Annotated in this window: 17 protein-coding genes; 12 read left to right on the top strand and 5 right to left on the bottom strand. The window is 67.6% G+C overall.

Annotated elements, in window-relative coordinates; genetic code table 11:
* Window positions 1–70 precede the first annotated feature (70 nt).
* From VER16_RS16565 to VER16_RS16555, 3 genes are read left to right on the top strand one after another with little or no spacing between them, the layout of a single operon-like run.
* On the top strand, window positions 71–1888 hold the full coding sequence (locus VER16_RS16565) for a sensor histidine kinase (RefSeq protein ID WP_324809797.1): 1818 nt from the start codon (window positions 71–73) through the stop codon (window positions 1886–1888).
* Window positions 1885–2325, top strand: coding sequence for a response regulator (locus VER16_RS16560; protein WP_324809796.1), 441 nt, complete (start codon window positions 1885–1887; stop codon window positions 2323–2325). The genes VER16_RS16565 and VER16_RS16560 overlap by 4 nt, the downstream gene beginning before the upstream one ends.
* 4 nt (window positions 2326–2329) lie before the next feature.
* On the top strand, window positions 2330–3841 hold the full coding sequence (locus VER16_RS16555) for an ATP-binding response regulator (protein WP_324809794.1): 1512 nt from the start codon (window positions 2330–2332) through the stop codon (window positions 3839–3841).
* Between the two features lie 31 nt (window positions 3842–3872).
* Here the strand turns inward: VER16_RS16555 and VER16_RS16550 are convergent, their stop codons facing one another.
* The gene (locus VER16_RS16550; protein ID WP_324809792.1) at window positions 3873–4622 is read right to left on the bottom strand and encodes a 20S proteasome subunit A/B; all 750 of its coding nucleotides are present in this window, start codon (window positions 4620–4622) and stop codon (window positions 3873–3875) included.
* 93 nt (window positions 4623–4715) lie between these two features.
* Here VER16_RS16550 and folK point away from each other — a divergent pair, with 93 nt between their 5' ends.
* On the top strand, window positions 4716–5201 hold the full coding sequence (gene folK, locus VER16_RS16545) for a 2-amino-4-hydroxy-6-hydroxymethyldihydropteridine diphosphokinase (RefSeq protein ID WP_324809789.1): 486 nt from the start codon (window positions 4716–4718) through the stop codon (window positions 5199–5201).
* Window positions 5202–5237: 36 nt separating this feature from the next.
* Here folK and VER16_RS16540 read toward each other — a convergent pair whose 3' ends face one another.
* Window positions 5238–5975 carry a pteridine reductase gene (locus tag VER16_RS16540; protein ID WP_324809787.1) on the bottom strand — a complete coding sequence of 246 codons (738 nt, stop codon included), beginning with the start codon at window positions 5973–5975 and terminating at the stop codon, window positions 5238–5240.
* A 58-nt stretch (window positions 5976–6033) separates the two neighbouring features.
* Here VER16_RS16540 and VER16_RS16535 point away from each other — a divergent pair, with 58 nt between their 5' ends.
* Both VER16_RS16535 and VER16_RS16530 read left to right on the top strand, forming a co-directional pair.
* A complete protein-coding gene (locus VER16_RS16535; RefSeq protein ID WP_324809785.1) occupies window positions 6034–7218 on the top strand; it encodes a class I SAM-dependent methyltransferase in 1185 nt (394 codons plus the stop codon).
* Window positions 7215–7607 (top strand): VanZ family protein, encoded by a 393-nt coding sequence (locus VER16_RS16530; RefSeq protein WP_324809783.1) that lies wholly within the window; start codon window positions 7215–7217, stop codon window positions 7605–7607. The genes VER16_RS16535 and VER16_RS16530 overlap by 4 nt, the downstream gene beginning before the upstream one ends.
* An 84-nt stretch (window positions 7608–7691) precedes the next feature.
* Here VER16_RS16530 and VER16_RS16525 read toward each other — a convergent pair whose 3' ends face one another.
* The 3 genes from VER16_RS16525 to VER16_RS16515 form a co-directional block, all read right to left on the bottom strand.
* On the bottom strand, window positions 7692–10049 hold the full coding sequence (locus VER16_RS16525; protein WP_324809781.1) for a beta-N-acetylhexosaminidase: 2358 nt from the start codon (window positions 10047–10049) through the stop codon (window positions 7692–7694).
* A gap of 112 nt (window positions 10050–10161) precedes the next feature.
* Window positions 10162–12822 (bottom strand): TonB-dependent receptor, encoded by a 2661-nt coding sequence (locus VER16_RS16520; protein WP_324809779.1) that lies wholly within the window; start codon window positions 12820–12822, stop codon window positions 10162–10164.
* Between the two features lie 145 nt (window positions 12823–12967).
* The gene (locus VER16_RS16515) at window positions 12968–13984 is read right to left on the bottom strand and encodes a glucokinase family protein (protein WP_324809778.1); all 1017 of its coding nucleotides are present in this window, start codon (window positions 13982–13984) and stop codon (window positions 12968–12970) included.
* A gap of 375 nt (window positions 13985–14359) precedes the next feature.
* Between VER16_RS16515 and VER16_RS16510 the strand changes: the two genes are divergently transcribed.
* From VER16_RS16510 to VER16_RS16485, 6 genes are all read left to right on the top strand, one after another.
* Window positions 14360–15649, top strand: coding sequence for a sugar MFS transporter (locus tag VER16_RS16510; protein WP_324809776.1), 1290 nt, complete (start codon window positions 14360–14362; stop codon window positions 15647–15649).
* Window positions 15650–15688: 39 nt separating this feature from the next.
* Complete coding sequence (locus tag VER16_RS16505; RefSeq protein WP_324809774.1) at window positions 15689–16756, top strand: LacI family DNA-binding transcriptional regulator; 1068 nt, start codon at window positions 15689–15691, stop codon at window positions 16754–16756.
* Between the two features lie 8 nt (window positions 16757–16764).
* Entirely contained in the window at window positions 16765–17793 is a 1029-nt protein-coding gene (locus tag VER16_RS16500) for an SIS domain-containing protein (RefSeq protein ID WP_324809773.1), read from the top strand.
* Entirely contained in the window at window positions 17793–18941 is a 1149-nt protein-coding gene (gene nagA / locus VER16_RS16495; protein WP_324809772.1) for an N-acetylglucosamine-6-phosphate deacetylase, read from the top strand. The genes VER16_RS16500 and nagA overlap by 1 nt, the downstream gene beginning before the upstream one ends.
* Window positions 18941–20008: an acyltransferase family protein gene (locus VER16_RS16490; RefSeq protein ID WP_324809771.1), complete on the top strand. Its 1068-nt coding sequence runs from the start codon at window positions 18941–18943 to the stop codon at window positions 20006–20008. Before nagA ends, VER16_RS16490 begins: the two co-directional genes overlap by 1 nt.
* A 299-nt stretch (window positions 20009–20307) precedes the next feature.
* Window positions 20308–23328, top strand: coding sequence for an autotransporter outer membrane beta-barrel domain-containing protein (locus VER16_RS16485; protein ID WP_324809769.1), 3021 nt, complete (start codon window positions 20308–20310; stop codon window positions 23326–23328).
* Window positions 23329–23334 lie beyond the last annotated feature (6 nt).

Raw genomic sequence — 23334 nt, 5'->3', positions numbered from 1 at the left:
CCTGGCGGTCTGTTCTCCCGGACTGATCCGCTGCGCTATATTGGCGCTATCGCTTCCTTGACGATGGATCATGGCGCTGGCGTTCAGTGATGACATCTGGGACAGATGGCGGCTGCCTGCGTTGGCCCTGGCGGCTGCGGCGATCATCGTCGTGCCGTGGTTGACGCTGCGTCACCTGCAGCAGGAGAACGAAGCGGCGATGTCCTGGGTCAGCCATACCCAGGCGGTGGGGGTGGCGCTGCAACAACTGCAGGCCGACGTACGCGATGTCGAATCGGCGGCGTTGACCCTGTCCAAGGGCGTGGATGCGCCCGGCCTTCGCGAGCGCATGGCGCGGGCCAACGACATTCCCGGCCGGCTGACCGCGCTGGCCCGGATGACCCGCGACAATCCAGACCAGCTGATCCGCATCGGCCGCATCGAATCGATGCTGGAAGGGCGCATGGCGCTGGCACGCCAGCTGGCCCGCTCGGAACCCAATACCGACCAGCGCGAGCTGGTGCAGGACCTGAGCACGCGCTACCCGATCCGCGGCCTGGTGGAAGAACTGCAGGCCAGCGAACAGGCACTGCTGGCCGCGCGCGCCGAACAGGCGGCGCGCCAGCACCGGCAGACCGAACTGGTGTCGTGGAGTTCGCTGCTGGTGCAGCTGTGCCTGCTGGGCCTGGTGCTGTGGCTGCTGCAGCGGCAGATCGGCCGTCGCCTGCATGCCGAACGGCAATCGCTGCGCTCGGCTGCGCGGGCTGCCTCGGTGCTGCAGACCGTGCGCGAGCCCATCGTGCTGCTCGACCGCGACCTGCGCGTGCAGCTGCACAACCCGGCCTTCGCCGAGCTGTATGGCCTGCAGGACGAACGCGCCGACGGCACCTTGCTGGCCGATGTGGCCGAAGGGGCCTGGCAGGACCCGATCGTGCGCCAGCGCCTGTCCGATGTGCTGCTGCGTGGGCGCGAGCTGTGGGATTTCGAGCATGAACAGCGCACCGCCGACGGCATGGCGCGCTACATGCTGCTCAACGCGCGCCGCATGCCGCTGCCGGACAGCGATGATGAAGTGGTGCTGCTGACCATCAGCGATGTGACGATGCAGCGTGCCGTGCAGCTGCGCGTGGAAGAACTGAACCGCCAGCTGGAGGGCAAGGTAGCCCAGGTCTCGGAGGTCAACCGCGAGCTGGAAGCCTTCAGCTATTCGGTATCGCACGACCTGCGCGCACCGCTGCGCCATGTCGCCGGCTTCTCGGACAAGCTGTCGCGGCACCTGGGCGAGGACGCCGACGACAAGAGCCGCCACTACCTGGACGTGATTTCCGGTTCGGCGCGGCGCATGGCCTCGCTGATCGACGATCTGCTGGTCTATTCGCGGCTGGGGCGCGCGGCGATGCGCCAGCAGACCGTGGACATGCAGACCCTGGTGGCCGACACGCGGGCGATGCTCGATGCCAACCTCAAGACCGATGCCGAAAGCAGCGGTGCTGCCCACCATGTGGAGTGGAGCATCGCGCCGCTGCCGATCGTGGTGGCCGACGAGAACATGATGCGCCAGGTATGGCTGAACCTGCTGGGCAACGCGGTGAAGTACTCGGGCAACCGCGAACCGGCGCAGATCCGCGTGGACTACCAGCCGCAGGCCGATGGCGGTCATCAGTTCACGGTCAGCGACAATGGCGCAGGCTTCGACATGGCCTACGCCGGCAAGCTGTTCGGCGTGTTCCAGCGCCTGCACAAGGCCAGTGACTACCCCGGCACCGGTATCGGCCTGGCCAGCGTGCGTCGCGTGCTGACCCGTCATGGTGGCCGCATCTGGGCCGACGCCGCGCCCGATGCCGGCGCCACCTTCCACTTCTACCTGCCTCCCGCGCTGGACGCAGTCAACCAAGGGCCTTCCGCATGACCACGCTGCGCACCATCCTCCTGGCCGAAGACAGCCCGGCCGACGCTGAAATGGCCATCGATGCGCTGCAGGAAGCCCGCCTGGCCAACCCCATCGTGCACGTGGAGGACGGCGTGGAGGTGATGGACTACCTGTTGCGCCGCGGCTCCTTCGCCGACCGCGAGGAGGGCCTGCCGGCAGTGCTGCTGCTGGATATCAAGATGCCGCGCATGGACGGGCTGGAAGTGCTGCGGCAGATCCGCGAACACGATGAACTCAAGCGCCTGCCGGTGGTCATCCTGTCGTCCTCGCGGGAGGAAAGCGACCTCGCGCGCAGCTGGGACATGGGCGTGAATGCCTACGTGGTCAAGCCGGTGGACGTGGACCAGTTCTTCGGTGCGGTGCAGACCCTGGGCAGGTTCTGGGCATTGATCAACCAGGCACCGGAACTCGAGTAGGACCATGCCCCTGACCGGTCCGGCCCTCGGGGCGCTGCGCATCCTGCTGGTGGAAGATTCACCGGAAGATGCCGAGCTGATGTCCGAACAGATGCTCGATGCGGGGCTCGATGCCCGCTTCGAGCGCGTGGAAAGCGCGCCCGAGCTGCGCCAGGCATTGGCCGGTTTCCTGCCGGATATCGTGCTGTCGGACCTGAGCATGCCGGGTTTTTCCGGTGACGAGGCGCTGCGCATCGTGCGCGAAGCCGCGCCGGATGTGCCCTTCATCTTCGTCTCCGGCACGATGGGCGAAGAGAATGCGGTGGAGGCCCTGCAGAAGGGCGCCAACGATTACATCATCAAGCACCACCCGGCGCGCCTGCCGTCTGCAGTGGCGCGCGCTGTGCGCGATGCACGCAGCGCGGTGGAGCGGCTGCGCGTGGAAACCGAACTGATGCGCGCGCAGCGGCTGGAGAGCCTGTCGCTGCTCGCCGCCGGCCTCAGCCACGACCTGCGCAACATCCTGCAGCCGCTGCTGATCATGCCGGACCTGCTGAAGGCACGCACGGACGATCCGCAGCTGCACCACCTGGCCGATGTCATCGCCGAGTGCGGCCGTCGGGGCCATGAAATGGCCGAGTCGATGCTGTCCTTCGTGCGGGGGTCGCGCAATCCCAGCGAGCGCATCGCCATCGACAGCCTGTTTGCCGCCGTGGCCCTGTTGTTGCGCAGCAACGTGCCTGATGCCGTCAGCCTTGAGCTGGAGGTGCGCGACGAGGGGCTGGCGGTCGATGCCAACTACACCGAACTGCAGCAGGTGCTGCTGAACCTGGCGCTCAACGCGATCCAGGCCATGCCGCAGGGAGGGCGCTTGAGCTTGACGGCCGACCATGCCGGCGAGCGCGAGGGTGTGGACTGGCTGCGGATCGTGGTGGTGGATGAAGGCATCGGCATGGATGCCGACACGCTGTCGCATCTGTTCAATCCGTTCTTCACCACCAAGCGTGATGGCACTGGCCTGGGTCTGATGTCGTGCAAGCGCATCGTGGAAGGCGCTGGCGGCAGCATCCATGTCAGCAGCCAGCTGGGGCAGGGCACGCGGTTCGAGCTGCGCCTGCCGATGCATGAGCTGGCCGAAGGCGGTGAGCCGGTCGAGCAGCTGGTGGCACTGGGCAGTGGCCAGTCGATCCTGGTGGTCGATGGCGAGGCCACGCGCCTGTCGCTGCTGGGCAACGCGCTGTCCAGCCAGGGCTACCAGCTGCAGCTGGCCTCTGACGGCCCGGCCGCGCTGCGCTGGATGCAGCAGGAAGCGATGCCGGCGCTGGTCATTGCCGATGCCGGTTCCCGGCTGCTGCCGGCCAGCCAGCTGCTGGGCGAGATGGCCACGCTGGGGTACGCCGGTCCGGCGCTGGTGCTGGAAGAGGCCGCGGTGGAGCTGGAGGTCGACGCCTTCCCGCCAGGCATCGATGTGCACGTGCTGCGCAAGCCGCTGCAGATGCAGCAGGTGTTCCGCGCGGTGGCCGACGCGCTGGGTTGACACCGCGCCGCCGGGCATGGCCCGGCGGGGTTTACAGGTCGGTGCCTGGCGCTTCCCACGGGAACCGTGGCAGGCTTGCCACCGCCTGCTCCAGCCGTCGCGACCAGTTGTTGTGGATCTCGGCATACAGCGGCGAATCGGCGGTGAAGCGCAGTTGCTGGGCCACCCGCAGTTCGCCCCGGCGCAGCATCACCATGTCGATCGGCAGCCCGACGGAAAGATTGGAGCGGATGGTCGAGTCCAGCGACAGCAGCGCCGTGCGCGCGGCATCCTCCAGCCGTGTTGCCGGGCTGACGATGCGGTCGAGGATCGGCTTGCCGTACTTGGATTCGCCGATCTGCAGGTACGGGGTTTCCGGCGAGGCGGCGATGGCATTGCCCAGCGGGTAGACCATGTACAGCCCCGGCTGCTCGCCGGCGATCTGCCCGCCGAAGATCAGCGTGGCCTGGGTGTTGACGCCATCATGGCCGTGTTCGGTGTGCTGGCACTTCACCTGGCTGTCCACCAGCAGTGCGCCCACGTAGGCGGCGGCCTCGAACAGGTGCCGCATCTGCCGCAGGTTGGGGGTGCGCGCCTCGTCGGCATCGCGCTGCAGGCGCGACACCAGCAGCTGGGTGGTGGCCAGGTTGCCGGCGGCCATCAACACGAAGGTCGCCTCGCCCGGGTACTCGAACACGTGCAGCTTGCGATGCACGCGTACATCATCCAGCGCGGCATTGGTCCGGGTGTCGGCAGCGAAGACCAGGCCTTCGTCCACCTCGATTCCAACGCAATAGGTCATGTGGGTGTCCTATCATGTGCGTCCCGGATTGTAGGCAGGCCGCCGTGACGATGGCATGCCCGCCCCCCACCTGAACGCCGTCACCGGAACCGCATGACCACCGTGCTCCTGAGCCTGGGCAGCAACGTCCAGCCCCGCCGCTACCTCCATGCCGCGGTGACGGCCCTGCGCGAGCGCTTTGGCGCGCTGCGGGTGTCACCGGCCTACCGCACGGCTGCCGTCGGCTTCGATGGCCCGGCCTTCCTCAACAACGGCGTGGCGATCGAGACCGATCTGCCGCTGCAGGAACTGGACGACTGGCTGCACGCGCTGGAAGACGCGCATGGCCGCGATCGCAGCGGGCCGCGCTTTTCCGACCGCACCCTGGATGTCGACGTGGTGTTCTATGGCGACCTGGTGGTGGAAGGCCCCGGCCACCTGCGCATCCCGCGCCCGGAACTGAAACACGCCTTCGTGCTGAAGCCGCTGGCGGACATCGCTCCGGACTTCATCGACCCAGTGAGCGGCCAGGACCTGGCCACGCTGTGGCGGGCGCACCGGCAGCATGGCGAAGCGTTTGAGGTCGTTGACCTGGAATGAAGGTCTGCCGGCCAGCGGCCGTCACTACCGGTCGTCTCAACTCACCGTACGCCCACCATCCACGCGCAGCGTGTGGCCGGTGACGAAGCGGGCCTCGGCCACCAGCCAGTAGACCGCCTCGGCAATCTCCTCGACGGTGCCGATGCGGGCCAGCGGCGTGCGCGCCAGCAGCGCCTCGCGGGCGAAATCATCCTTGCCCTGTTCCGGCCACAGGATCGCGCCCGGCGCCACGGCATTCACCCGCACCTTCGGTGCCAGTTCCAGCGCCAGCGAACGGGTGGCCATCTCCAGCGCGGCTTTGGCCATGGTGTAGGCGATGTGGTCGCGCATCGGGTCGGTGCCGTGCAGGTCGGTGAGGTTGACGATGCAGCCCTGCTGGCGGCGCAGATGCGGTGAGGCGGCCTGTGACAGCAGCAGCGGCGCGCGGGCGTTGACCGCGTACAGCTCGTCCATGGCCTCGGCGGTGACCTGGCCCAGCGGGGTCGGGAAGAAGTTCGAGGCGTTGTTGACCAGCGCGTCCAGGCGGCCGAAGTGGGCCACGGCCTGTTCGACCAGGTCGGGCAGGGCATCGGCGTCGCGCAGATCGGCCTGCAGGGCCAGCACGCTGCCGGGACGGATGTTCTCCAGGTCGAACGCGGCCTGCTGCAGCTCGGCGCTGGATGTGTGGGCGTGCAGCACCACCGACCAGCCACAGGCGTGGAACTGGCGGGCGATGGCCGCACCGATCCGGCGCGCGCTGCCGGTGATCAGGGCCACGGGGGCGGTGTCGCTCATGAGGGTCCTCCAAGGCTCGGCTATCCTGTGCACCATTGTCACCGCATTCGAAGACACCATGCAGCCCACCTTTCCCCTGCCCGACGCCGACGCCCTGGCCCACAGCGACCAGCTGGCGGCCGCCCTGCGTGCCGAAATCCTTGCGCAGGGCGGGGCGATCCCGTTCTCGCGCTTCATGGAGCTGTGCCTGTACGCCCCCGGCTGGGGCTACTACAGCGCCGGCGCCAGCAAGTTCGGCGGCAGTGGCGATTTCACCACCGCGCCCGAGCTTGGCAGCCTGTTCGCCGGCAGCGTGGCCAACGCGCTGGCCCCGGTGTTCGCCCAGCTGGACGCGCACGCGCGCCTGCTGGAGCTGGGCGGCGGCACCGGCGCCTTCGCCGAGGCCGTGCTGCTGCGCCTGGCCGAGCTGGACGCGCTGCCGGCGCGCTACGCCATCCTCGAGCCCAGTGCCGACCTGCGCCAGCGCCAGCAGCAGCGCCTGCAGCAGAATCTGCCGGCCGAGCTGGCCAGCCGCGTGGAATGGGTCGACCGGCCGTTCGATGACGACTGGAATGGCGTGGTGTTCGCCAACGAGGTGATCGACGCACTGCCGACCCCGCGCTTCCTGATCAAGGAGGGTGAGGTCTACGAAGAAACCGTCGAGCTGGATGGCGATGGCAACTTCATGCGCGGTGCGCAGCCGGCCGACGTGCTGCTCAACGGCGCGGTGCGGCATCTCGAGCGCTACCTTGAAAAGCCCTTCGCCGATGGCTACCGTTCCGAAGTGCTGCCACAGCTGCCGTACTGGCTGCAGGCGGTGGCTGGCGGCCTGCAGCGCGGCGCGATGCTGTTCGTCGATTACGGCTACAACCGTGGCGAGTTCTACCAGCACGACCGCGATGACGGCACCGTGCGCGCGTTCTATCGCCACCACGTGCACAACGAGGTGTACCGCTGGCCGGGCCTGCAGGACATCACCGCGTCGGTGGATTTCACCGCGATGGCCGAGGCCGGCCTGCACGGTGGCTTCGAACTGGCCGGTTACTGCAGCCAGTCCAGTTTCCTGCTGGGCAACGGCCTGGACCAGGTGCTGGTGCTGGCCGAGGAGCGTACCGATGAAGTGGGCCGCATCCAGCTGCGTGACCAGGTGAAGAAGCTGACCCTGCCGAGCGAGATGGGCGAACGTTTCCAGGTGATCGGCCTGCAGCGCGAGGTGGATTTTGAACCGGCCTTCGAGCTGGGTGACCTGAGCTGGCGCCTGTGAGCGCAGGGTTGCCGGTGATCAAGCCGCTGCGTCGGCCGCGGCTGTGGACCGCGCTGTGGCTGCTGGCGGTGCTGGTGGTGATCGTGGTCTGCCTGATCCCGCCGCCGCCGATCGACCTGCCGGAGAACGGCGACAAGGTCGAGCACTTCCTGGCCTATTTCATCCTGTCCGGCAGCGCGGTGCAGCTGTTCCGCCGCGGCACGCCGCTGCTGTGGGCGGCCGTGGGTCTGGTGCTGATGGGGGTGGGCATCGAGTTCGCGCAGGGCGCGCTGACCTCCACCCGCAGTGCCGACCCGATGGACGCGTTGGCCAACACGGTCGGCGTGCTGTCGGGCCTGGCGACCGCCCTGACCCCGCTGCGCGACCTGCTGCTGCGCTGGCGCGGTTGAGGTAACCGCGCCTGGGGTCAGAGCCCTTTCCTGCGGAAAGGGATCCGACCCCGGGCGGTAGATCCACGCCATGCGTGGATGTCGTTACTTCTGCAGCGTCACCTCATCCAGCACCCACATCGCCGGGCGCGTATCGCCGGTGAAGTTGATGCACAGATCATCCGTGCCCGACACGCCCTTCGGCAGCGCCGCGCGCAGGGTGACGAAGCCATCGGCATCGGTGCTGGCCGGCAGCGGCACCTGGGCGACGACCTTGCCGGTGCAGTCGCCACGACGGATCAGCATTTCGCCGTTGCGGCCCTTGGCCTTCTCGAACTTTCGTGCCGGTTCATCGTGGGCCAGCTGGAAGTAGTACGGAATGCGCCCGGCACGCACTTCCACGCTGCCGATGCCATCGAGCTGCGCAGCCGGCCAGCGCCAGCACGGCTGGAAGATGTCCACGGTGAACACCGTGCGCGTACCTTCACGCGGGCCATCGTCTTCCAGGCGCAGCACCAGGCCCTTCTCGCCCACGCAGCTGCGCAGCTCCTCGCTGTGGCGGCTGAGCAGCGACTGCGCGGTGAACGACACCACCGTCGGTGCTGCCGCCAATGGCTGGCCCTGGAAGAATGCGGCGGCCTGCACGGTGGCCGGCAGCGGCTGGGTCAGCGGCTGCTGGTACAGCGGCGAGGCGGCCGTCACCGGCGTGCCATCGGTGCTGTAGCGCACTTCATAGCCCAGCGGATTGGCCAGCGACACGGTCACGGTGTTGGCGGCGCGGTCATCGGTATGGCCCACGCCCACTTCGAACGGGGTCTGCGCATAGGCCAGGCCCCAGGCACGGTAGCGCTGCAGCTGGGCCGGCAGGCGGGCGAGGAAATCGCGGAAATCGCGATGTTCCGGTTCGCTCCAACCGGTTTCGGCCACGGCCGCCAGGCGCGGGAACAGGTTGTGCTGCAGGCGTGCGTAGCTGCGCGTGTGCTCGGTGAACATGTTCGCCTGCAGGCCGAGGACGTGCCCGCGCTTGTCGGCGGCCAGCTCGGCCGGCACCGGCTCGAAGGCGTACAGCTTGGCCAGGTTGACCTGGGTCGGGCGGCCCGGCGGTTCATTGGGTGAGCCGGTCTGCAGGTAGTCCAGGTACAGATGGGTCACCGGCGACATCACCACGTCGTGGCCACTGCTGGCCGCAGCCAGGCCGCCTTCGGTGCCGCGCCAGGACATCACCGTGGCCTGCGGCGGCAGGCCGCCTTCGAGGATCTCGTCCCAGCCGATCAGGCGGCGGTCGTGTTCTTCCAGGAAGGTTTCCAGACGCTTGATGATGTGGCTCTGCATGGCCATCTCATCCTTGATGCCCAGCTGACGCATGCGCTGTTGTACCTGCCTGGAGGCAATCCATTGGTCCTTGACCGCCTCGTCGCCGCCGACGTGCACGTACTTCGCCGGGAACAGCTGGATCACTTCCTCCAGCACGTTCTCCAGGAACTGCACGGTGCTGTCTTCGGTGTTGAACAGGTTCGGGAACACGCCCCATTCGCTGATCGGCTTCAGCGGCGTGCTGATCGAACCCAGTTCCGGGTAGGCGGCGATCGCGGCGGTGGCGTGGCCGGGTACGTCGATTTCCGGAATCACCTGGATGTGCAGCGCGGCGGCGTAGGCGATCACCTCGCGGATCTGGTCCTGCGTATAGAAGCCGCAGTACGGGTATTCCTGCTTCGTCACCGGATCGATGCCGCCATCGCCGGCTGGCAGGCGGCAGCTGCCGACTTCGGTCAGCTTCGGGTAGCGCTTGATCTCCATGCGCCAGCCCTGGTCATCGGTCAGGTGCCAGTGGAAGGTGTTGAGCTTGTGCGCGGCCATTGCATCGAGCACGCGCTTGATCTCGTCAAGGCTCTGGAAGTGGCGCGCCGAGTCGAGCATGAAGCCGCGCCAGACAAAGCGCGGCGCATCCTGGATCTGAACGGCCGGCAGCGCGCCCTGGCTGCCGCCGGTGGCCAGCTGGGCCAGCGTGGTGGCGCCGTAGAACAGGCCGGTTTCGTTGCCGGCCTGCACCAGCACGCCCTGCGCGGTGCTTTCCAGCGTGTAGCCCTCGCCGCTGTCGCGGAAGGTGGGGATGATCTGGAAGCGGATGCCACCGGCCTTGGCTGCGGCCTTGCCCGTGGCCAGCGCCAGGCGCGGGCCGCCACTGCGGGCGAGCAGATCGGCGAACTGGCGGGCCACCCGCTGCGCGGCTTCGCCGTCGGCATGCAGGGACGTGCCTGCAGCCACGGTGATGCCCTTGCCCTCGCTGCGCTGCACGTTGGCCGGGGCGGGGATCAGCATCAGGCTGCCGGCGCGCAGCTGCGGGCCGGGGCCGGTATCCAGTGCCGGGGCATCGGCGGCCAGCGCCGGCAGAACGGGAAGGGCGGCCAGCAGGGCGCCCAGCAGCAGGAGGCTGCGCATCCTGGCGCGGGTGGGCTTCGTCATCGGAAGGACTCCTTGGATCGGGTGCGATGTTCGCTATACATGAAAAACGCCGGGCCCGGAATGACCCAGGCCCGGCGTGCGTGCACGACTCGGCGGTGGAGCTGCCGGTGGATCAGTACTTGAAGCGGAAGTTCAGGTAGTACTGGCGACCGTTGCTGTAGAACGAGGTCGGGATGGCCGCGGTCTGGTAGTACTTGTAGGTCGGGTTGTTGAGGTTCAGCGCATCCAGGCTGACGCTCAGCCAGTCGGTCGCCTTGTAGCTCAGCGAGGCCGACAGCGTGCCGAAATCATCCTGGTAGTACGGGTTGGTGCCCGACAGGCTGATCAGGAACGAAGAGCGGTAGGTGTAGCTGACGCGGGCGCCGAAGCGCTCGTTCTCGAAGTAGGCACCGACGTTGTAGGTGTTCTTCGAGGTGCCCAGCAGGTTGTGCGAACCGTCCGACCAGGTGTGCGCGGTCGTGCCGTTGGCGTAGGTGTAGTTGGCGTTGAAGCCGAAGTACTCGCCGATCGGCTGTTCGTAGGCCACTTCCACGCCGGTCACCTTGCCGTCGGCGTTGATCGGGGTGGAGATCTGGTAGGTCTCGAGCTGGTTGGTCAGTTCGCTGTACAGCTGGCGCGAGACCACGTCGAAGGCGATGTAGTCCTTCATGTCCATGTGGTAAGCACCCACCGACAGCAGGCCGCGCGGCATGAAGTACCACTCCAGGTTCGCGTCCAGGTTGGTCGACAGGGTCGGCTTCAGGTTCGGATTGCCGCCGCCACCGGTCTTGTTCAGATCCGAGCCCCACGAGGAGGTGCCCAGCGCCGAGTAGTCCGGCAGGGTCTGGGTCTGCGATGCGGCCACGCGCAGCACCAGCTTGTCGTCCAGATCGAACTTGATGTTCGCGCTGGGCAGCACGCGGTTGCGCTTGTTCTGGAAGGCGGTGCGTTCCCACATGCCGAACAGGCTGCTGACATCGGCGTCGGCGGCGTTGCTCACGGCATTGTAGGTGTCGATGTCCTGCTTGATGTTGACGTAGCGCAGGCCGACGTTGCCGCTCCACCAGTCGCCGCTGAAGTTGGCCTGCACGTAGCCGGCGAAGTTCTTCTCCTTCACCTTCCACTCGGCGCCATAGTTGTGGCGGCCGGTCGGGCCATCATTGCCGGCCAGCCAGGTGGAGTTGTTGATGATCGCGTTCTTCAGCGCATCCGGGGTGTAGTACCAGATGTTGCGCGGGAACGTGCCGCCGATGTCACCGGCGAAGCCGCTCGGGTAGTTGCCGGTGGCGCTGCCCTGCAGGGCCGACCAGATGTCGCCCGGGGTGGCGCCTTCCGGCGACAGGGCTTCACGTTCGTGGTCGGCGAAGCGCACGCCGAAGTCGACCGAGTTCAGCACGCCGGTGTCGAAGTACTGGCTGAAATCCAGGGTCGCCCAGTTTTCCTTGTCCTCGGCGCGCACCAGCTGGTTGCCCCAGGTACCGAAGCTGGTGACGCCGCTCGGGCTGATGTCGCCGCCGATGTTCCAGTCCACCGGCGAACCGGCGCCATGGGTGGTCCAGCTGGCGCCGCCGCCCTGGCCCAGGGTCACTTCAGCGATGAACTGGCGCGGGGTTTCACCGGTGCCCTTGGTGGTACCGGCCTGGAACTTCATGTCCAGGGTGTCGTTGATCTGCCAGTCCGCATCAAAGGTGATGTAGTTGGTCTCGGCCGTGGCTTCACGGTAGATCATGTCGTAGACACCGTAGTTGGTGCCCGGCACGCCGGCATAGGTGGCGTTGCTGAGGACGCCGTCGGTGACGGTGTAACCCGGGTCCGGCGCCTGCGTCTTGGCGAAGTTGCCGCCCCACAGCATGAAGTTGCGGTTGTAGTTGTTGGCTTCCAGCTTGGAGGAGAAGCCACTCAGCGACAGGTCCAGGGTATCGGTCGGCTTGAACTGCAGGGTGACCAGGCCGCCCTTGCGCTCACGGGTCTGTTCGAACAGGGTCGAGCCCAGCAGGCCCGGCACGTTGACGCCGATCAGGTCGGGGTTGCTGATGCCCACCGGGTCGGTGGCGGAGATCTTGCTGAAGCCGCCGGGGATTTCCTGCGCTTCGCGGCGCAGTTCGCGCTTCTGGTAGAAGGCCTGCAGCATCACGCCGAAGTTGTTGGCGTCGTTCTTGTAGTTGAACAGTGCCGAGTACTGCGGGTCGGTCGACTTGGCCTGGTCCGAACGCACCGCACCCACCGATGCTTCAGCGCTGAACGGCTTGGCGAATTCCAGCGGCTTGCGGGTGATGATGTTGACGGTACCGGTGGTGCCGCCGTCCTGCAGCTTGGCCTGCGAGGACTTGTTCACTTCCACCGAACGCACCAGTTCGGACGGCAGCAGCGAATAGCTGACGCTGCGGCCGACGTTGTTGCCCTGGCTGAGCACGAACCAGTCGGCCGAACCGACGGTGTGGCCATTGATCAGGGTCTGGGTCAGGCTCGGGCTGGTACCGCGCAGGCTGACACGGTCGGCTTCGTCGAAGCCGCCTTCGTCGGCGCTGGCCGAGCTGATGTTGACGCCGGGCAGGCGCTGCAGGGTGTCGGCAACGTTGTGTGCCGGCAGCTTGCCCACATCCTCGGCGGTGACCACTTCAACGCGTGCATTGGCTTCGCGCTTGGTGTCCAGCGACTTTTCCATCGAGCCGCGGATGCCGGTGACGGTCACGGTATCCAGGTCGGTGGCGGTCGGTGCGGCCTGCTGCGCGTGTGCGCTGAAGGCGATGCAGCTGACGATGGCAGCCGAAAGCAGGGTCTTGCGGGTGTTCATGATGTCTCTCCTCATCACTCGATTGGATGCCGACGGCAATGTTCGATTGCGGTTGCGAAGACGTGCGCGGGGCGACGGCGATGTCCCGTGCGTTGGCGTGCCACGTACTGCGTGCTGCGATTGCGTTGAAACCGGTGGAGCAGGCTCAGGCGTTGGCGTGGAGCAGGAACCAGCTGGCAGCGCCGATGACGCCCAGCTGCCCGTGCTCGACCACCTTCACCGGGATGCGTGCCAGCGCTTCGCCCATCGGCCCCTTCTGCAGGTAGCGTTCGACGAAGGTGCTGGCATGCAGGTATTCGCGGATCTGCGGCAGGATGCCGCCGGCCAGGTAGACACCGCCCTGGGCGCCATAGAACAGCGCCATGTCGCCGATGGTGCTGCCGAGCAGGCCGCAGAACACATCCAGCGCCTGGCGGGCCAGCGCATCGCTGCCGGCCATCGCCGCGGCGGTCACCGCGTCCGGGCTGGCCAGCACCGGCGTCTGCCCCTGCAGCGCACAGATGGCGTGGTACAGATTCATCAGGCCGGGACCGGACAGCGCATGTTCGATCGACACGTGCGCGCGGTCGCGCTGCATGTGGCGGACGATCGCCATTTCCAGTTCGGTGCTGGCGGCCAGCGTCGGCTGGCCGGCTTCGGTGGCCAGCACCACCGGACCATTCGGCGTCGGGATCCACAGCGCCGCACCCAGGCCGGTGCCGGGGCCGACCACCAGGGTCGGGCCGCGCGGGGCGGTGTCCGGGCCGCACAGGTGCAGCACGCCGCTGGCATCGACCTGCGCGGCGGCGTAGGCCACCGCTTCGAAGTCATTGACGATGTGCACGTGCTGCAGGCCGACGTCGGCTTCCACCTGGCGGGCCGACAGCGGCCACGGCAGGTTGGCGGTGATCACCGTGCCGTCTTCGCGGGCGAAGCCGGCGGTGGCGACCACGCACTGGCTGGGCCGCGTGCTGTCACCGAGGAAGTCGGACAGGATCGCACTCAGCCCGGCGTAGTCGGCGTTGCGGTACTTGCGGTACTCCAGCAGCTGCACCGGGTGGGCCTCATCGCCACTGGCCTGGGCCCGTGCCACACGCACATGGGTGCCACCGACGTCGGCAGCCAGGAACGAGGGCGCGACGCGGGACAGGACATGGGCCGGGGCGGGATGGCTGGCGGTCACGCGGGCTCCTGCTGAGGGTGAGGGCCGGACCCACGAAAGGCCCGGCGATTGGGCGGAGTCTGTAACTGCGCTGACAACGATGTCAACGAGTTCGTGACATTTTCGTTGCTGCGCCGCAACGAATGGGAGACAGCGTAAACGTTTACATGATGTGAAGGTGGTGGGCGGAAGGAACCCGTTGTGCCACGGGCCGCTAGGGCCAGAGCGCATTCAGGGCGACCCGCGGGCGTCCCCTTGCGCAGTGCAGCACGGCCGCATCCCGACTTCGCAATCAAGTTGACAAACCGCTGCGCTCCGTCGAAAGAATGTGACAACGTTGTTCCCAGCCACTCTCCGACACCGCCTTCTGCGGTCGTCGCCGCAGGAGCCCATCTGATGTCCGCCGTCACTGCTGCAAGCGCGCGTCCAAACGTTGCCGCCTCCATCGCCATCGTCGGCGTGCTGTTCTTCCTGATCGGCTTCTTCACCTGGCTCAACGGCCCGTTGATCACCTTCGTCAAACTCGCCTTCGAGCTGAGCGAGGTCGGCGCCTTCCTGGTGCTGATGGTGTTCTACCTGTCCTACTTCTTCCTGGCCCTGCCGTCGTCGTGGATCCTGCGCCGCACCGGCATGAAGAAGGGCCTGAGCCTGAGCCTGCTGGTGATGGCGGCCGGCGCGGCACTGTTCGGCGAATTCGCCACCCAGCGCTGGTACCCGGGTGCGCTCGGCGGCCTGTTCGTGATCGGCAGCGGCCTGGCCCTGCTGCAGACCGCCATCAATCCCTACATCTCCATCCTCGGCCCGATCGAAACGGCCGCGCGCCGCATCGCGCTGATGGGCATCTGCAACAAGATCGCCGGCATGCTGGCGCCGGTGCTGATCGGCACGCTGGTGCTGCACGGCATCGGCGATCTGTCGGCCAGCGTGGCCGCTGCCGATGAAGCGACCAAGGCGCAGCTGCTCAACGAATTCGCCGCCAAGATCCACGCGCCGTACCTGGCCATGGCCGGTGTGCTGGTGGTGCTGGCGGTGGCGGTGCTGTTCTCGCCACTGCCGGAAATCAAGCCGTCCGAAGCCAATGCCACGCCGTCGGCACCGGGCGCTGCCGAGCGCCGCAGCATCTTCCAGTTCCCGCACCTGTGGCTGGGCGTGCTGTGCCTGTTCGTCTACGTGGGCGTGGAAGTGATGGCCGGTGATGCCATCGGTACCTACGGTCACGGCTTCGATCTGCCGCTGGACCAGACCAAGATGTTCACCTCGCTGACCCTGTTCGCCATGCTCATCGGCTACGTGGTCGGCCTGGCGCTGATTCCCCGCGTGGTGTCGCAGTCGCGCTACCTGACCGTTTCGGCCGTGCTGGGCGTGCTGTTCTGCCTGGGCGCGTGGGCCACCCACGGCTATGTCTCGGTGGCCTTCGTGGCGCTGCTGGGCTTCGCCAACGCGATGATGTGGCCGGCCATTTTCCCGCTGGCCATCCGCGGCCTGGGCCGTTTCACCGAAACCGGCTCGGCCCTGCTGGTGATGGGCATTGCCGGCGGCGCGATCATTCCGCAGCTGTTTGCCGTGCTCAAGCAGCACATCGACTTCCAGCTGGTGTTCGTGCTGCTGATGGTGCCGTGCTACCTCTACATCCTGTTCTATTCGGTGGTCGGCCATCGCGCCGGCCTGCCGCAGGACCAGGGCTGATCGGCGATGATGGACGGCAGCCAACCCCAGGAAAAGCCGATGCGCAGAGCGACCATCAAGGACGTTGCCGAAAAGGCCAAGGTCTCGCTGAAGACGGTGTCGCGGGTCATCAACAACGAACCGTCGGTGATGCAGGCCACTCGTGCGCGGGTGCTGCGTGCCATCGCTGAACTCGATTACGAACCTGATCCGTCGGCGCGCAACCTGCGCAGCGGCACCACGTTCGTGATCGGGCTGGTATATGACAACCCCAACCCGTACCACATCATCGGCGTGCAGAACGGTGTGCTGGCCGCGTGCCGCGAAACCGGCTTCGGCCTGCAGATCCACCCGTGTGACTCCAGCTCGCCGATGCTGGCCGATGAACTGGCCGACTGGGTGCAGCGCTCGCGCCTGGCCGGGTTGGTGCTGACCGCGCCGATGTCCGAGCGCCGCGACCTGATCCAGACCCTGACCGCACGCGGCATCAAGCTGGTGCGGATCATTGCCGCCACCGAGGATCCGGCCGACGGTGCCTGCGTGTTCGTCGATGACCGCGAGGCGGCCTATGAAGTCACCGAACATCTCATCCAGCTGGGTCACCAGCGCATCGGCTTCCTCTGGGGCGGTTCCTCGCACCGTTCCTCGGGCGAGCGCTATGCCGGCTACGAGGCAGCGCTGAAGGACTACGGCATGACCGTGGACAAGCACCTGGTGGTGCAGGGCGACTACACCTTCGACGATGGCTTCCGCGGTGCGCGCCGCCTGCTGGCGCTGCGCGAACCGCCCACGGCCATCTTCGGTTCCAACGATGAAATCGCCGCCGGCGTGCTGGCGGCCGCGAAGTCGGGCGGCATGAACGTGCCCTACGACCTGTCCATCGCCGGTTTCGAGGACAGCCCGTTCTCGCGCCAGTCCTGGCCGCCGCTGACCACCGCCAAGCAGGCCACCGAGGACATCGCCCGCCATGCCGCGCGGCTGCTGATCGCGCAGCTGCGCAGCGATGCCTACGACGATGCGCCGGCCGCGCTGCAGAACCAGGGCTTCGTGCCGCAGCTGGTGGTGCGTGGTTCCACCGCACCGATGCGCCCGGCCGGCGCTCGCCCCCTTCCTTCCGATCCCGCCTGAGTCCTGCCATGTCGCTGTCCGACCCCACTGCCACCCTGATGTTCGCCGAGGCTGCCGAAGCGGCCGACGTGGTTGCCCGCCAGTTCGCACGCAACCACGCCGTCATGGAAACACTGGCTGCCAGCCTGCGCGCGGCCCCGCCGCCGTTCGTGGTGACCTGTGCGCGTGGCAGTTCCGACCATGCTGCCACCTACGGCAAGTACCTGCTGGAAACCCAGCTGGGCCTGGTGGTGGCCTCGGCATCGCCGTCGGTGGGTTCGGTCTACGCCGCACCGCTGCAGCTGCGCGGTGCACTGTTCATCGTCATCTCGCAGTCGGGCAAGAGCCCGGACCTGCTGCGCAATGCCGAGGCCGCCAAGGCCGCTGGCGCGCGCGTGGTGGCGCTGGTGAACGTGGAAGATTCACCGCTGGCGCAGCTGGCCGATACGGTCATCCCGCTGCACGCCGGTGCCGAGAAGAGCGTGGCGGCGACCAAGAGCTACCTGGCCTCGCTGGCCGCGCTGCTGCAGCTGGCCGCCTACTGGAAGCAGGACAGCAGCCTGCGCAACGCACTGGACCTGTTGCCCGACGCGCTGCGCGCGGCCTGGCAGTGCGACTGGACTGCGGTCAGTGACGGTTTGGCCGACGCCACCAACCTGTTCGTGCTCGCCCGTGGCCTCGGTCTGGGCGCGGCGCAGGAAGCGGCATTGAAGTTCAAGGAAACCTGCAGCCTGCACGCCGAGGCCTACAGCTCGGCCGAGGTCAAGCACGGGCCGATGGCGCTGGTCGGTCGTGGCTTCCCGGTGCTGGCCTTTGCCCAGCCCGATGAAACCGGCGCCGGCACCCGCGCGGTGGTGGACGAATTCAGTGCGCGTGGCGCGCAGGTGTGGCTGGCCGGTGCCGGTGGCAACCTGCCCGTGGCGGTTGCCCCGCACCCGCTGTGCGCACCGCTGCTGACCGTGCAGAGCTTCTACCGGGCCATCAACGCGCTGGCGATCCGCCGCGGCTTCAACCCGGACCTGCCGCCGCACCTGAACAAGGTCACGGAGACGGTCTGATGGCCACGGTCCTGCGCAATGCGAGCATTCTTGCCGGCGATGACTTCCGCGACGATCTGGCGGTGGTGATCGAAGACGGCCGCATCATCGCGCTGCTGCCCGATGCCGCGCCGCAGCTGGGCCAGGCCGACGAACAGGTGGACCTGGGCGGCGGCTGGCTGCTGCCGGGCTTCATCGATGTGCAGGTCAACGGCGGTGGCGGTGCGCTGTTCAACAACACGCCGGATGTCGCCTCGCTGCGTACCATCGCGCAGGCCCACCGGCGCTTCGGCACCACCGCGATGCTGCCGACCCTGATCAGCGACGACGTGGAGGTGATGCGCGAGGCCATCGCTGCGATGCGCGAGGCGATCGCGCAGAACGTGCCCGGCGTCATCGGCATCCACCTGGAAGGGCCGTACATCGCCCCGGCGCGCAAGGGTACGCACGATGCCAGCAAGTTCCGGGTGCCCGATGCCGGGGAGATCGCGCTGGCGGCTTCGCTGGACAACGGCGTGACCCTGCTGACCCTGGCCCCGGAACGGGTGCCGCTGGACACCATCCGCGCGCTGGTCGAGCGCGGCGTGATCGTGGCGGCCGGGCATACCGCAGGCACCTATGAAGAGATCCGAGGTGGCCTGGATGCCGGCGTGCGCGGCTTCACCCATCTGTACAACGCGATGTCGCCGCTGCAGGGCCGCGAGCCCGGCGCCGTCGGTGCTGCGCTGGAGGACCGCGACAGCTGGATCGGCATCATCGTCGATGGCGTGCATGTACACCCGGCCAGCCTGCGCGTGGCGCTGGCAGCCAAGCCGCGCGGTCGCCTGCTGCTGGTGACCGACGCGATGCCGCCGGTCGGCGCGGATGACCCCAGCTACGTGCTGTACGGTGAAACCATCACCGCCGTTGACGGCGTGGTGCGCAATGCCGCCGGTGCACTGGCCGGCTCGGCGCTGGACATGGCCACGGCGGTGCGTAACACCGTACAGCTGCTCGGCCAGCCGCTGGCCGAGGCGGCGCGCATGGCATCCACCTATCCGGCGCAGTTCCTCAACGTGGATGACCGCCTGGGCTACATCGCCGAGGGCTACCAGGCCGATCTGGTGCTGCTGGACGATGCCCTGCAGGTGCGCGGCACCTGGATTGCCGGACAGTACGAGGCTGCCTGATGAACACGTTGCCGCCACGCCGGCTGGGCTCGATCGATGCCCTGCGCGGGCTCACCGTGGCGGCCATGCTGCTGGTCAACAACCCGGGTGACTGGAGTGCGGTGTTCGCACCGCTGCGGCATTCCGAATGGCATGGCTGCACCCCCACCGATCTGGTGTTTCCGTTCTTCCTGTTCCTGGTGGGCGTGTCGATGGCCTTCAGCGTAGCGCCGCGCGCACACGATGCAGCCGCGCGCCCGGCGCTGGCCAAGGGCGTGCTGGAACGCGCGCTGCGCATTGCCCTTGCTGGCGTGCTGCTGCACCTGCTGGTGTGGTGGGCGCTGCATACGCATCATTTCCGTATCTGGGGCGTGCTGCAGCGCATTGCGCTGTGTGCGGCGGTGGTGGGGGTGGTGGCGGTGTACGCACGACCGCGCATCCAGGCCGCACTGCTGGTTGCGCTGCTGGCGGCGTATACGGTGTTGCTGCTGGGTATCGGCGATCTGGCGCCGTGGACCAATCCGGCCAGCCGCCTGGATACCGCTCTGTTCGCGCCTTACGTCTACCAATGGCAGGCCGATACCGGCCTGGGCCACGACCCGGAAGGGCTGTTGAGCAGCCTCGGTGCACTGGCCAGCACGCTGCTCGGCCTGCTGGCCGGGGGCCTGCTGCGCAATGGGCGCGCGGCTGCCCTGGTCGGGCTGGGTGCGGCGAGCGCTGGGTTGGGCCTGCTGCTGGCCACGGTGCTGCCGCTCAACAAGCAGCTGTGGACGCCGAGCTACGTGCTGTGGACCGGCGGCCTGGCTGCGGTGGCGCTATGGCTGGGCCACGTGCTGATCGATCGCCGGGGTTGGCCCGCACTGGGCCGCCGTTTCGGTGTGAATGCCATCACGGCCTATCTGGGTGCGTCGGTGATGTCGGTGGTGCTGCTGGCCAGCGGTGCCTGGGGCTGGGTGTGGCAGCAGCTGGCCGCGGCCCTGCCGGGCGCGCTGGAACTGGCCTCGATGCTGCAGGCGCTGGCCTTCGTGGCGCTGTGGTGGGGCGTGGCGTGGTGGCTGGACCGGCGTCGCATCTACCTGAAGATCTGAGTCGGACAGGGCTATCCACGCATGGCGTGGATCTACTGTAGATCCACGCCATGCGTGGATGCCCGCGCCCATCGCCCGCCCCGGTAGATCCACGCCATGCGTGGATGCGCCATCCGGTCGACTGTCGAATATCTGAATGCTTTCATGCAGATGCAGGTCGCGTGAGGCCAACTCGATTTCACACTCGAAGCGTGACCCCTCCTGCATAACTTCACCTGTCCAACTCGTTCATGGCGCCCCAGCGGCGTCAGCAGTGTCCATATCCGCAGTTCCTGCATCCCCCGACCCAGGAGTGCCATATGTCCGTTGCCGTACTGCGTCCGCGCCGTTTGACCCGCTGCCTGCTGCAGGCTCTGGCCATCCCCGCCGCCCTGGCCACCACCGCCTCCATCGCCTGGGCAGGCTGTGACACCGTCACCCCCGTCGCCGGTCAGACGGTCAGCTGCAGTGCGGCTGCCCCCAACCCACAGACCGTACCGGTCAGCGCAAACGGCGAGGCGGGCATCACCGTCAACGTCGCCAGTGGTGCGCAGCTGCAACAGAGTGGGGGCGGCAGCGCCATCGCCCTGATCGGCGCAGGCGGTCACCAGCTGGGCAACCTGGGGGCCATCAGCTCGGTGGGCGGCATCGCCGTGCAGCTGGGCGCTGGCAGCCGCGTGGACAACCTCGGCAGCATCAGTACCGGCAACGCTACCGCGCTGCAGTTTGTCGGTGCCGGTGACAGCGTGCTGGTCAACCGCGGCACCATCAGCGGCCGCACCGGCGTGCAGTTCGGTGCCGGCAATGATCGCCTTGAAATGCTCGATGGCAGCATCAGTGGTGGCGTGCTGCAGGGCGATGGCAATGACGTGCTGCTGATCAGTGGTGGCACGCTCGACAGCCTCGACCAGGGCAATGGCGATGACCAGCTGACGGTCAGCGGTGGCACCATCACCGGGGTGGTCGTGCAGGGCAGTGGCCGCGATGATTTCGTCATGACCGGCGGCACCATCGGCGCGCTGCAGCAGGGCGACAACATCGACACCTTCCGCATGAGCGGCGGCCGCATCATCGGCGCCTTCGAGGATGGCGACCAGGCGTGGATGACCGGCGGTCGCATCGGCCGGGTCAACATGAAGCTGGACAAGAACCTTTGGGACCAGTCCGGCGGTACGGTCGACGGCAATGTGGTGACCGGCTTCGATACCGACACCATCATCATTTCCGGCACGGCTTACATCGGCGGCAACATCAGCGTCAGTGGCGGCAATGACAGCGTGACCATCACCGATGGCACCGTGCGCGGGCAGGTGCTGTTGAGCACCGGCAACGACACCTTCAACTGGAATGGTGGTGGCATCATCTACGGCGCCATCGATGGCGGCCCCGACGATGACGTTGCCACGCTGAGCAACCTCAACCAGGCCAACCTGGGCGCGGTGCCGCTGTTCGATGGTGGCAGCGGCAATGACCGGCTCGCCTTCAACAACGTCAAGACCACCGGCGTAGCGCGCTTCCAGAACTGGGAGACGGTCACCCTGTCCAGCAGTACCGAACTGACCTTCGATGGCGACCTCGTGCTGGGTGACAGTGGCACCGGCACCGGCACGCTCACCCTGGATGACACCAGCACGCTCTACGCCGGCAACGGCGCGCATGCGCTGCGACCGTTCGCGGCCGGGGCGCTGGTGGATGTGTTCAATGCCGGTCGCATCGACCTGACGGGCACCGGCGCGGGCGATGTATTCACCGTCCGCGGCAACTACCAGGGCAACGGTGGCGGCCTGTACCTGCGCACGGTACTGGGCGGTGACGGTTCCAGCAGTGATCGCCTGGTGATCGATGGCGGTACGGCGACCGGCACCACCGGCATCGGCATCCTCAATGCAGGCGGCGGGGGGGCGGCCACGCTGGCCGATGGCATCCTGGTGGTGCAGGCCTTGAATGGCGGCACGACCGCGCCGGGAGCGTTCTCGTTGTTCGCACCGGTCTCGGCCGGTGCGTATGAGTACTTCCTGTTCAAGGGGGGTGTCAGTGCCGGCACCGGTGAAAACTGGTACCTGCGCTCGACCCTCGTGGCGGGCCCGACGCCGGCGCCGAACGGCAGCGGCGCCGCCACGCCGCCACCGCCGACGCCCGACGTGGCGCCGCCGCCGCCGATCACACCCGCGCCGCCACCGCCGCCGGAGGATCCGGTGGATCCCGACCTGACCGCCGGCGAGACCGCACCGCCGCCACCGCCCCCCGAGCCCACGCCGGTGGCGCCGCCCAGCGATGCGGCGGTCCCCGATGTACCGGTGGCCGGCAGCAGTCTGCCCGGTGCAGGCTCGACCCCGCCCAGCCCCGGTGCGCGCCCGGCACAGGGCGACGTGGTGCCGTTGTACCGGCTGGAAACCGCCGCCTACGCAGTGGTGCCGCCGCTGCTGCGCGAGACCTCGCTGGCCAGCCTTGGGACTTTCCACGAGCGCCAGGGCGAACAGCGCCTGCTCTACAGCAACGGTGCCTTGCGCACGGCCTGGGGGCGGCTGGTGGGGCAGAGCAGCGAGATCCATTGGAAGGGTGATGCACAGCCCGGGTTCGATGGCGATGTGATGGGCGTGCAGGCCGGCCTGGATGTGTGGGCCACCGCCGCTGACAACCACCGCAACCAGCTGGGCGTGTTCGTTGGCCGTACCCGTGCGCAGGGCAGGACCACCGGCCTCGCACTCGGCTGGGAGAACGTGCAGGTGGGTCAGAGCCGGCTGGATGACAAGCACGTGGGCCTGTACTGGACCCTGACCGGCAGCGAGGGCGGTTACCTCGACGCGGTGGCTATGCAGAGCCGCTACGACGGCCGTGTGCGTTCCTCGCGCGGGCTGGGCATCGACGTGAAAGGCGATGGCACCACGCTGTCGCTGGAAGCAGGCAAGCCGCTGCTGCAGTTCGGTCAATCGTCGTGGTGGCTGGAACCGCAGGTGCAGGTGATCTGGCAGCGCAGTTCGCTGGATGACCAGCGCGACCTGGTGTCTGCGGTGCGCTTCGACAGTGACAACGCCTGGACCGGCCGTATCGGCCTGCGTCTGGCCGGCGATTACCAGCTGGCCGACAACGGCTGGCAGCCCTACTTCAAGGTGAATTACTGGCACGGCCGCGCGGGTGAGGATCGCATCCAGTTCGACAGCGATACGATCCTCAATGCGCAGCGCTCGCGTGCGCTGGAGGTCGGTGTCGGTGTGGTCGCACGCTTCAACCGCACCATCAGCGCGTATGCCGTGGCCGACTACACGCGCGAGCTGGGCGGTGACAGCAACGAGAAGCGCCGCATCATCGAAGGCAACATCGGCCTGCGTGCGGACTGGTAGCGCCGG

The sequence above is a fragment of the Stenotrophomonas sp. genome, assembly GCF_035634915.1.
Taxonomy (GTDB): Bacteria; Pseudomonadota; Gammaproteobacteria; order Xanthomonadales; family Xanthomonadaceae; genus Stenotrophomonas.
Note: the sequence above shows the minus strand (reverse complement) of the source record. Positions and strands in the feature narration are given on the sequence as shown.